At 74.4% G+C, this 10,676-nt stretch carries 11 protein-coding genes; 5 read left to right on the top strand and 6 right to left on the bottom strand.

Translation table 11 applies throughout. The annotated features are described in order from the left end of the window. Window positions 1-70 precede the first annotated feature (70 nt). The 3 genes from F8568_RS01750 to F8568_RS01740 all read right to left on the bottom strand — a co-directional run bounded on the left by F8568_RS01750 (window position 71) and on the right by F8568_RS01740 (window position 3,703). Entirely contained in the window at window positions 71-964 is an 894-nt protein-coding gene (locus F8568_RS01750; protein ID WP_151590419.1) for an NUDIX hydrolase, read from the bottom strand. Further along, entirely contained in the window at window positions 957-3,041 is a 2,085-nt protein-coding gene (locus F8568_RS01745) for an RNA degradosome polyphosphate kinase (RefSeq protein ID WP_151590417.1), read from the bottom strand. The genes F8568_RS01750 and F8568_RS01745 overlap by 8 nt, the downstream gene beginning before the upstream one ends. A gap of 113 nt (window positions 3,042-3,154) precedes the next feature. Continuing rightward, window positions 3,155-3,703, bottom strand: a complete 549-nt coding sequence (locus F8568_RS01740; RefSeq protein WP_151590415.1) for a hypothetical protein — start codon at window positions 3,701-3,703, stop codon at window positions 3,155-3,157. 193 nt (window positions 3,704-3,896) lie between these two features. Between F8568_RS01740 and F8568_RS01735 the strand changes: the two genes are divergently transcribed. Beyond that, window positions 3,897-5,474, top strand: coding sequence for a pentapeptide repeat-containing protein (locus F8568_RS01735; RefSeq protein ID WP_151590413.1), 1,578 nt, complete (start codon window positions 3,897-3,899; stop codon window positions 5,472-5,474). Window positions 5,475-5,556: 82 nt separating this feature from the next. Then, entirely contained in the window at window positions 5,557-5,919 is a 363-nt protein-coding gene (locus tag F8568_RS01730) for a hypothetical protein (RefSeq protein WP_151590411.1), read from the top strand. A gap of 150 nt (window positions 5,920-6,069) precedes the next feature. Here F8568_RS01730 and F8568_RS01725 read toward each other — a convergent pair whose 3' ends face one another. After that, window positions 6,070-7,239, bottom strand: coding sequence for a CU044_5270 family protein (locus F8568_RS01725; RefSeq protein WP_151590409.1), 1,170 nt, complete (start codon window positions 7,237-7,239; stop codon window positions 6,070-6,072). Then, the gene (locus F8568_RS01720; protein ID WP_328600669.1) at window positions 7,236-7,847 is read right to left on the bottom strand and encodes an RNA polymerase sigma factor; all 612 of its coding nucleotides are present in this window, start codon (window positions 7,845-7,847) and stop codon (window positions 7,236-7,238) included. Before F8568_RS01720 ends, F8568_RS01725 begins: the two co-directional genes overlap by 4 nt. Window positions 7,848-7,978: 131 nt before the next feature. On the opposite strand from F8568_RS01720, the gene F8568_RS01715 reads away from it, so the two are divergent. From F8568_RS01715 to F8568_RS01705, 3 genes are all read left to right on the top strand, one after another. Beyond that, the gene (locus F8568_RS01715; RefSeq protein ID WP_202124356.1) at window positions 7,979-8,254 is read left to right on the top strand and encodes a helix-turn-helix domain-containing protein; all 276 of its coding nucleotides are present in this window, start codon (window positions 7,979-7,981) and stop codon (window positions 8,252-8,254) included. Window positions 8,255-8,476: 222 nt separating this feature from the next. Further along, the gene (locus tag F8568_RS01710; protein ID WP_151590407.1) at window positions 8,477-9,304 is read left to right on the top strand and encodes a L,D-transpeptidase; all 828 of its coding nucleotides are present in this window, start codon (window positions 8,477-8,479) and stop codon (window positions 9,302-9,304) included. Between the two features lie 78 nt (window positions 9,305-9,382). Then, entirely contained in the window at window positions 9,383-10,036 is a 654-nt protein-coding gene (locus F8568_RS01705) for a choice-of-anchor P family protein (RefSeq protein WP_151590405.1), read from the top strand. A 100-nt stretch (window positions 10,037-10,136) separates the two neighbouring features. On the opposite strand, the gene F8568_RS01700 is transcribed toward F8568_RS01705, so the two are convergent. Beyond that, a complete protein-coding gene (locus F8568_RS01700) occupies window positions 10,137-10,565 on the bottom strand; it encodes an ATP-binding protein (RefSeq protein WP_151590403.1) in 429 nt (142 codons plus the stop codon). Between the last annotated feature and the right edge of the window lie 111 nt (window positions 10,566-10,676).

Below are 10,676 nucleotides of genomic sequence, written 5' to 3'. Positions count from 1 at the left end.
CCTGGTTGTTGGGTTTGTGTGGGGGTTTTGGGTGTTCCGCCCGCCCTCACACCCCCCCCCCCGCCACAAGTCAACGGGAGGTGTGGCGTTCTAGGGAGGCTAGGGCGCCCTCGCCGATGCTCGCGACCCAGAACTCGCCCTTGCGCAGGCTCGGGTCGTCCGGGGCCTTCTCGCCGAGCTCCCGGCACAGCCCCGCGACCAGCTCCGCCACGTTCTCGCCGTGCGTGCACACGACGGTCGGGACGCCGTCGGCGAGCAGTTCCAGCAGCCGGTCCCGGGCGCGGTCCGGGCCCGTTTCGCCGACCGTGAACGCGGCGTCGGTGACGACCTCGGCGCGGGTGCGGCGCGCGTACGGCAGGACGGTCTCCAGGCAGCGGGCCGTCGCCGAGCTGAGAATCCGCGCCGGACCGTAGGCGTGCAGCAGCGCGGCGAGCGCCGCCGCCTCCGCCCGGCCCCGCGCGTCCAGCGGCCGCAGCTCGTCGGGCTCGCGCCAGGCGTGCTTGTCCCCCGCCGCCCCATGCCGGACGATCATCAGCGGCCAGGTGCGGGACGGGCCGTGCAGGAACGCGCGCAGCAGGTCGGCGTCGTGCCGGTAGCTCAGCCGCGCCCTCGCCTCGCGGGCCGGCAGCCACGCCAGCTCGTCGACCTCCTCGTTCGGCATGAACGCGGCCTCCGCGACGGGCCGCGCCGCCCAGTACTCGACCTGCTTGGGCCGGTCGCCGTGCCGGTACTTCGCCGTCGGGAGGCGCCGGCCGAGCCGCGGCACGAGGCCCGTCTCCTCCTCGATCTCGCGGACGGCGGCGCGCAGCACGTGCTCGCCCCGGTCGAGCTTGCCCTTCGGGAACGACCAGTCGTCGTAGCGGGGGCGGTGCGCGACCGCGAACTCGGGGCCGTCCGGGCCGTCGCGCCACAGCAGCGCGCCCGCCGCGCGGATCGGGCGGGCGTGCCCGCCGGCGTCAGTCATCGACCGTCCTCCACCGGCGGCTGCGGACCAGGTGGGTCTGGATGTCCAGCAGCGGCTCGCCGGGGCCGGGCGCGTTGCGCGTCCAGGTGCCGTCGCCGGCGAGCGTCCAGGCGTGCGTGCCCTGGTCCATCGCCCGGTCGAGCAGCGCGATCAGCTCGTCGCGCTGGGCCCGGTCGGTGACGGTGACGAGCGCCTCGACGCGGCGGTCGAGGTTGCGGTGCATCAGGTCGGCGCTGCCGAGCCACACCTCCGGTTCGCCGCCGTTCTCGAACGCGAACACCCGGGAGTGCTCCAGGAACCGGCCGAGGACGCTGCGGACCCGGATCGTCTCCGACAGCCCCGGCACGCCCGGCCGCAGCGCGCAGATGCCGCGCACCCACACGTCCACCGGCACGCCGGCCCGCGACGCCCGGTACAGCGCGTCGGTGATCACCTCGTCGACCAGCGAGTTGCACTTGATCCGGATCCGGGCGCGGTGCCCGGCGCGGTGGTTGTCGATCTCGTGCTCGATCCGCTGGACGAGCCCGGACCGCAGGTTGTTCGGCGCGACCAGCAGCCGGTTGTAGTGGCTCTGCCGGGAGTAGCCGGTGAGGTGGTTGAACAGCGCGCTGACGTCCTCGCCGACGTCGGGCGCGCAGGTCAGCAGGCCGAAGTCCTCGTAGAGGCGGGCGGTCTTCGGATGGTAGTTGCCGGTGCCGATGTGGCAGTAGCGGCGCAGCGCGCCGTCCGGGTCCTCCCGCACGATCAGGGCGATCTTGCAGTGCGTCTTCAGCCCGACGAACCCGTAAACGACGTGGCAGCCGGCGGTCTCCAGCTTGCGCGCCCACGCGATGTTGGCGCGCTCGTCGAAGCGGGCCTTCAGCTCCACGACCACGACGACCTGCTTGCCCGCCTCGGCGGCGCTCATCAGCGCGTCCACGATCGGGGAGTCGCCGCTCGTCCGGTAGAGCGTCTGCTTGATCGCGAGGACGCCGGGGTCGGACGCGGCATCCTCGATCAGCCGCTGCACGGTCGTGGTGAACGAGTCGTAGGGGTGGTGGACGAGGACGTCGCCCTCCCGGATCGCGGAGAAGATGTCCACGTCCTCGGGCAGCGCCTCCTTGGACGGCACGAACGGCGGGTACTTCAGCTCGGGCCGGTCGAGGTCGGCGATGGCGCCGAGCCCGGCGAGGTCGAGCGGCCCGACGAGCCGGTAGATCTGGCGCTCCTCGATGGCGAGCTCGGTGGTGAGCAACTCCAGCACCCCGTCGGAGATCGACTCCTCGACCTCCAGCCGGACGACCGGGCCGAACCGGCGGCGCAGCAGCTCGCGCTCCAGTGCCTGCAGCAGGCCCTCGCTGATGTCGTCGTCGATCTCCAGGTCCTGGTTGCGGGTGACGCGGAACGCGTGATGCTCGACGACCTCCATGCCGACGAACAGCTGGCCGAGGTGCGCGGCGATCACGTCCTCGAGCGGGGTGAACCGGTCGGGGGACGCCTCGATGAAGCGCGGCAGCAGCGGCGGCACCTTGACCCGGGCGAACATCGTCGCGTCCGTCTCCGGGTCGCGGACGATCACGGCTAGGTTCAGCGACAGCCCGGAGATGTAGGGGAAGGGGTGCGCGGAGTCGACGACGAGCGGGGTGAGGACGGGGTAGATCCGGTCGCGGAACATCCGGCGCAGCCGCTCCTGCTCGGTCTCGGCCAGCTCGTCCCAGCGCAGGATGTCGACGCCCTCCTTGGCGAGGTCGGGCAGGACCTCCTCGCGGAAGACCGCGGCGTGCCGGCGCATCAGCTCGTGCGCGACCTCACCGGTGCGTTCCAGCACCTCGCGGGGCTGCCGGCCGCTGGCTGACTGGACGGCGAGGCCGGTCGCCATCCGGCGGGCGAGGCCGGCGACGCGGACCATGAAGAACTCGTCGAGGTTGCTCGCGAAGATCGACAGGAACCGGACGCGCTCCAGCAGCGGCAGCTCGGGATCCTCCGCCAGCTCCAGGACGCGCTGGTTGAAGCGCAACCAGCTCTCTTCACGGTCGAGGAAGCGGTCGTCGGGCAGCGCTTCGGTGGCACGAGGAAGATGTCCTGGATTGACGGTCATGTCACTATTTTTCCTGACCAAGGTGAACGGTAGTGGAACACGAGTGTTTCGGCGATGAGTCAGATACGTCGATCATGCCCGCGGTTCCCGTTGATCACTCGGCACTCCGGACGTCAGGTGCCGCAGGATCCGGCCACCAGGCGGTGCCCCAGGTGCGCCGCCAGGTCCGCGACGAACGCGTCCGACAGCGGCGGCCAGTTCCAGAACCGCAGCCCCAGCTCCGCGAACGCGCACGGCACCGGCCACCGCCAGCCGTTGAACCCGGTCCGCTCACCGCAGCGCGCGCAGGCCAGCGCGTCCGGGCCGCCCTCCAGCCACTCCTCCACCGCGTCCAGGACGGCCTCGAACGGCAGCCACGCGCCGCAGCGCGGGCACCGCACCCGGTCGCCCTCGCGCATCGTCCCGTAGTAGGCGCCGCGGCCGACGTCGATCTCCAGGCCGTTCGGCCACACGTCCGGGAAGCCGGCCGGGGCGCCCATCGTCGCCGACCCGGCCGCCGGGCCGGGCGCGTACCCGCCGGGGACGTCGCCGAGGACGCAGTCGGTCCGCTCGACCAGCACGATCCCGGCGTCCACGAGGCGGGTCAGGATCCGGTCCGCGAGGTCCGGCGCGTCGCCGGGAAGGGCGTCGAGGTCGGCGATCCAGCGGCTCCGTTCCCCCATGGGCTCACAGTACGACGGCGTGGACGAACCCGAAGTAGAACGGGAGACTTGCGCGAAACCGGTGACAGACGAGGTAAACAGCCAATCAACGTCCTAGTGTGGCCGTTCCCATGCGTACAGTAACCATCCGGAAGTAACGACCTGGCCACCGGGAGAGGTTCCCGGCCGAAGCCGCCGTAGGTAGAACGGGACCGTGACACCTCACGAGCCTTCCCCTCCGTCCTCCACCGCGGTCCTGTGGCCGCGGTGCTCGGCCGTCCACGGATGCACCGGGCGCGCCGCCGGCGGATTCGCGGGCTGCCCCGCCCACCTGCGGCCCGCCGAGTTCGCGCGGTTCGCGGCCGGGCTGCGCCCCGGAGGCGACCTCGACCTGCGCGGCGTCACCGTCCCGCCGTGGCTGCTGGACGCGGTGCTCGACGCGGTCACCGGCCCCGACGGGCGCCCCCACCTCGGCCGCGCCCGCTTCGACGGCGCCGTGCTGCCCTCCCACGCGGTGCTGCGCGGCGTGTGCGTCGAGGGCGACAGCTCGTTCGACGGCGCCCGCTTCCCCGGCGGCGCCTCATTCTTCGACGCCCGGTTCTTCGGCCACGCCTCCTTCCGCGGGGCGCGGTTCGGCGGCAACGCGTCCTTCCACGAGGCGCGGTTCCACCGGCACGCCTCGTTCGAGGAGGCCGTGTTCACCGGCGACGCGCTGTTCGGCGAGGCCGTCTGGCACGCCGACGCCGCGTTCCGCAAGGCGGTGTTCTTCGGCGCCGCCTGCTTCGACCGCGCCGAGTTCGGGCGGGACGCGGCGATGCAGGGCGCCTGCTTCGGCGCCGCGGTCTCGTTCCGGCGGGTCCGGGTCGCCCGGCACGCCCGGTTCGAGCGCACCCGGTTCCGGCGCGGGCTGTGGCTCGGCCCGCTCCTCGCCGGCGGCCGGATCGGGCTCGCGGACGCCGCGGCGCGCGGCGGGCTGCGAGTCCACGCGGCGGCGCGGCTGGTGGACGCCCGCGCCGTCACGGTCCACGGCGAGGCCGAGCTCCGGCTGCGCCGCGCCGACCTCGACCTGGAGGGCGGCTGCTTCGACGCGGCGGTGAGCGTCCGGTCGCTGCCGAACCCGATCCAGGGGCTCGCCGAGCCGGATTCGTGGACCGGTCCAGCGGTGGTCCGGCTGCTGTCGCTGCGCCGGGTGGACGCCGCGCACCTGCACCTCGCCGATGTCGACCTCAGCGGCTGCGGCTTCCTCGGGCTCACCCATCCCGACCGGCTGCGGATCAGCGGCGACTGCCGGTTCGCGACCGTCCCGGACCGGCACCGCCGGCTGCCCTGGGCGCACGGCGGCGCCGGGCGCGCCGTGCTCGCCGACGACCTGGCGCGCAGCACCGGCGACATCGGCGACCCCGGCGGCGTTGGCGACACGGCCTGCGGTGAGGAGCGGCTGGAGGCCCTCTACCGGGAGCTGGCCCGCGCGACGGCGGACTCCGACCGCGCCCGCCTCGCCCGCGACTTCCGCTACAGCGCGCTGGAGATGCGCCGCCGCCGCGAGCCGCACCAGTGGCGGCGCTGGGCCCTGCACGTGCTGTGGATCACCAGCGGGTACGGGCTGCGCGCCGGGCGGATGGCGGCCTGGCTCGCGGTCGCGATCGCGCTGGTGTGCTGCGGGCTGCTGCTCGTCCGCCACCAGCACCCCGAGGCGTCCGGCCGCACCCGTCCCCACCAGCCGTTCTCCTCGTCCGGACGGCGCTCGGCGCATCCCGCCCCGCGCAAGGCGGTGCGGCCCCTCGCACCCTGACGGCGGCGCGCTCCCGGCCCCCGAATGATCGTCAAAAGGGCGCGGCACTGTTTTGTCAGTGCCTTGGGTAATGATTCTTGTTATGAGCAGAGACACCCATCCGGGGGTGCAGTGCCCGCACTGCCATTCCCATCTCGCGCTCGTCCCCGTGCCCGGAAATAACGCCCCGGCGGCGGTGCCCGCCCCGCCGCCGACTCCGCCGTCCACTGCACCGCCCGCAGCGGTGTCCGCCCAGGTGTCGGTGCCGCCCGTCACCGCAAAGGAGGAATGGCAGCCGCCGCCCGTCGCGGAGGTCCTCGCCGCCTATGCCGGACGCGTCAAGGACTCCGCCACCGCAATGCGCGGCGCCGCCCGCGTCCGCGACAGCCTGAACCGCGCCCGCACCGCCGCCGCGCAGCGCCGGGCCGCGCAGAGAACCGCCCGCCGGACCCCCAAGAGCGCCTGATCACGACCCGATCACGGCGCCCCGTTTCCCGACCAGATTCCCGACCCGGATCACGGACCGGCGAAAGGGACGGCGCACTGCCCGCCGGGGCCATGGCACCGTCCCTGTCCCGACGCGCGCCCGATACGGGCGCGCGCCCTCGGCAACGCGTCACTTCGGTGCGGAATCCGTCCATTCCATGGTCATCACGGAGTTGGAGCTGAGCACCGTTCCGGCCGGCCGCGGCTCCTTCGCCGACGGGGTCACCAGCACCTCTTCGTCGGCGAGCGCCTTACCGGTCGCCGGGTCGATCACCAGCAGCCGCCGGACCACCCCGCTCACGCCCTTGCTCTTCATTCCGATCGCATTGCCGGTACGGCCCTGCGGGTCGGTGACCTTGCCGACGGAGTCGACCGTCTTCAGCCCGGCCAGCATCCGGAACGCCGCCGCCCGCACCTTCGGCGTGACGGGCAGCTCGGTGACCAGGCTCCCCGCGACCCGGAACAGCCACGCGTCGGCCGTCATCGGCACGCTCGACGACTCGGTGTCGTGCCCGTCGTACCAGCGCATGACCTCCTTCTTCAGCCGGTTCGGGTCGGCCGGCAGGCTCTGCAGCTGCTTCATGGTCACGTTGCGGCCCAGCCAGTAGACCTTGTTCCCGTCGACGAGCGGGGTGCTGCTCTTCTCCACCCGTCCCGGCCCGGTCGGCAGCTTCAGGGCCTTGTAGCCGCCCTTGCCGCTCGGCTGGATCGGCACCCGCAGCGACAGCGTCACCGGCGACCCGGCCCGCCGGTACGCCGCCGCGTCCGCCGCCGACGCGGGCTTCACGCCGAGCCGCTGCTGGCTCGCGATCATCTTCCCGCCCGGCCGGCCCGGCGCCCACTCGTCCGACTTCTCCGTGAGCAGGACGGTGTACTGCTCCCCGCCCCGCCCCTGGGCCAGCCACGAGCTGGTGCCGATCGTCGACTTGTGCCAGTACCGGCCGGTCGGCTCGGACGCGCCGTCCAGCTTCTCGGCGGCGGCGAGCAGCACCGTCCGGGCGTCGAGCGGCCGCTCCGCCCCCGCCTGCGGGTGGCCGCCCGGCGTCTTCGCGTCGCCGCCGCCGGACGTCACCGCCACCACGCCCACCGAGGCCGCGGCGACCGCCCCGGCCAGCCCGAGCCCCCACACCGGCCAGACCCGGGACCGGCGCGGCACCCGCGCCTCCCGTCGCCCGCCGACTTCGGCCGGCGCCGCCATCGCCCGCGCCAGTTCCGCCCGCCGGACCTCGTCGCCGACCGGCGCGTCCGGGTTCAGCTCCGCCGGCCTCGCCTCGCGCAGCGTCCGCAGCACGTCGTTCATGCCCTCTCCTCACTGACGATTCCCACCTGCGGACGCACCGGGCGTCCCCCCGCCTCGGCCGCCGCCCCGGGCACCGCTCCGGGCGCGTCGGCCGCGCCGCCGCCCGCGTCGGCGGCGCGCAGCAGGCGCTTGCGGGCGCGGTGCAGGCGGACGCGCAGCGCCGCCGGCGAGCAGCCGACGACCCGGGCCGCCTCCCGCGGGCTCAGCCCCTGCCAGGCGACCAGGATCAAGATCTCCCGGTCGCCCTCGGGGATCGCCGCCATCGCGCGGAGCACGGCGAGCCGCTCCGCCACGTCCTCGGCGATGTCGCCGGACGGCCGCGGCGCCCAGCGGGCCAGCTCGGCCGTGCACGCCTCGCGCCGCGCCTCCGCGCGGTACCCGTCGCGCAGCACGTTCCGGGCGACGCCCAGCAGCCACGGCAGCGCCGGGTCGGGGACGTCCGCGATCCGCCGCCACGCCACCGCGAACGTCTCGCTCACCACCTCGTCCGCGATCTGCCGGCCGGCGCGCGCGGCGGCGTACGCCCACACGCGCTGCCGGCAGGCGTCGTACATCGCGGTGAAGCGTCTCTCGTCGGGGGCCCACTCACGGGGGGCTGGGTCTGCCACCGCGTGCTCCTCCGTCCGTCCTGGTGTGTCCATCACCAGGAAGTGGCCCGGGGAGGACGATCGTTACCCGCCGATCGGACGAGCGCGGGCCGGTCAACATCAGCAGCCTGGCCGCCGGCCCGGACGCGCTGGTGTCCTCGGCGAGCCGGCTGTGCGACCGGCTGGAGGCGGCGGGGCTGCTGATCCGCGACCCCGGCCGGGACCGCCGCGAGGTGACCGTCCGGCTCAGCGCGGACGGGCAGGCGCTGCTGGACCGGCTGCGCGTGCGGCGGCGCGCCGAGCTCGCCGGCGTGCTCGAGGCGATGCCGGCGCCCGCGCGCGCGGCGCTTTTGAGGGGCCTCTCGGAGTTCCACGAGGCGGCGTCCGGCCACGACGCCGGCGGCAGCTCGTTCCCCATGCCGGCCTGAAGCCCCTTCTCCCCGGCCCCGTCGTCCCGTTAAACACCTTTTCCACCCCATAAAACCCCGCATTTGCCGAATCTCCGGCAATTATTCGGGCGCTTTCCCGGACACGCCGCGCTCTTTTTCGCCGTTTACCGAACGAGCGCCTTCACCACTACTAGCATCCGGCTCCATGGCGAATGACAATGCCTTTCCCGATCATCGCGGCCGGACCGCCGGGAGGTTCCGATGACCGCCCGCCGTACCGGCACCGGCGGGCGGGCGCGCGTCCCGGCCGTCCTCGCGGCGAGCGCCCTGCTGGCCGGCGCCGGTGCGCTGCTCGGCGGCTGCGGGCACTCGCCCGCGAACACCGCGTCCGCCGGCGGCACCGGGCGGCCCGCGCGGGCGCAGGCCCCGGCCGGCGCCCCCGAGGCCACCACGTACGCCCGGCTCAAGGGCGTCCCGCGCGACGACGCCCCGGACGGCGCCACCGGCGGCCTCGTCGTCCACCCCGCCAAGGCCGTCCCCGTCCTCGACAAGCCCGGCGGGCGCACCGTCGCCACGCTCCCCGCCCAGCAGCTCGGCGGCCCGACCTGGGTGCCGGTCGTGCAGAGCTCCGGCGACTGGCGGCGCGTCCTGCTGCCCAGCCGCCCCAACGGCGCGACCGGCTGGATCTCCGGCGCCGCCGACGGCCTGATCACCGCGCACACGCCCTACACCGTCAAGGTCGACCTGTCGCGCCGCAGGCTCACCCTGCTCAAGGCCGGCAAGCCCGCCGGCGCCTGGTCCGTCGCGGTCGGCGGCGCCAGGACCCCGACGCCCACCGGCCGCACGTTCATGCTGGCCACCCTCGCCCCCGCCACCAGGACGCCCAGCCCGTTGGTGCTGCCGCTCGGCACGCACTCGGCCACCCTGGACACCTTCGGCGGCGGCCCCGGAACCGTCGCCCTGCACGGCTGGCCCGACCGCTCCGTGTTCGGCAAGGCCGTCACGCACGGCTGCGTGCGCGTGCCCCAGGACGCGCTCGACGCGCTCGCCAAGGTCCCGCTCGGAAGCCTCGTGTTCATCGGCGCCTGAGCCCGCCCCGCCGACAAGCCCCGCTCGACGGCGCACCGCCGTCACGTCACCCAGACTCGACACGATCGGAGACGATCCATGCACGCCTTCACCCGTCTGACCGCCGCCGGCCTGCTCGCCGCCGGCCTCACCGCCGGGGCGGCCGGCCCCGCTCTCGCGGCCCCGCCCGATCCCGCCGGATCCGGCTCCGCCTTCGGGCTCGCCGCCACCGGCGGGCCGCTCGGCTCCGTCCCGCCGGTGCCCGCCGTCTCGTCCGACGCCGGACCCGCGCGCAAGAGCCTGCTCAAGGAGGACCGGCTCAAGGCCGTCCGCGCGTCCGCGCTGAACGTCTCCGCGGCACCCGCGAACGCCCGCTCCAACGTCGCGGACCTCGCCGTCCCCACCGCCAAGCTGAAGGCCGACGCGGTCACCGCCACCTGCCGCGACGCACGGGGCGGCGCGCACCTGACGCAGGCCACCGTCGCGGGCAGGCGCCTCGACGCGAGCCCGCCGCCCAACACCACCATCCCGGTGGACGTCGAAGGCGTCGGCCGCACCTCGCTCGTCCTCAACAAGCAGCAGCGCCTGCCGAACGGCCGGCTCGCCGTCACCGCCATGCAGCTGAACCTGCCCGGCGGCAAGGGCGCCCTGCGCGTCGCGTCCGCCACCTGCGGCCGCGTCCCCGCGCAGCGCCCCGTCGAGGCGCCCGCGCCGAAGCCGGTCAAGCACCACGACCTGCCGGTCACCGGCTGACGGCCTAGAACGGCGGCGGCCCGGTGGTGCGGACACCGCCGGGCCGCCGCCCGCCATATTTCGCACGCACCGGCCGCGCGAATGGCGCGGAAATACCGCCTCAGCCGGCGAACGATTTCTCGAAATGCACGATCGCCCCGTTTCGCTGGACGCGATCGAGAATGTGGACTTCCTCCGTGCACGCCCGTATCAGCTGCAGTCCCCGGCCGTGCTCGGCACCCGGCGGCGCGGGCGGCCCGTCCCACACCCGGCGCCCGGTGCCGCCGCCCTCGGCGGTGCTCACCACGGCCCCGCCGTCGATGACCTCGACGACGCACCTCGCGCCGTCCATCCGGGCCCTGACCTCGTAGTCCTTGCCCGCGGTGGCGTGCTGGATGACGTTCGCGCACGCCTCGCCGAGCGCCAGCGCGATATCGGCGCGGACCTCCGGCGGGACCCCGAGGCCGCGCAGCGAGGCGTCGAGCGTATGCCTGACCAGCGGAGCGCTCTCGGCGTTCCTCGGCAGGGTCATCTCGAGGACGACCTCCATACCATGCGCCTCCGTTCCCTCGCTAGTGGCAAGAATTCCCAGTACCGCACTCCGGAAACTCCGGCCATCGGGCAAGGCTCGCTAGTCGCCCATCGCGGCCAGCACTTCCGC

It is taken from the genome of Actinomadura physcomitrii (genome assembly GCF_008923205.2).
Lineage (GTDB): Bacteria > Actinomycetota > Actinomycetes > Streptosporangiales > Streptosporangiaceae > Spirillospora > Spirillospora physcomitrii.
This window is presented reverse-complemented; position numbering and strand designations above follow the sequence as displayed.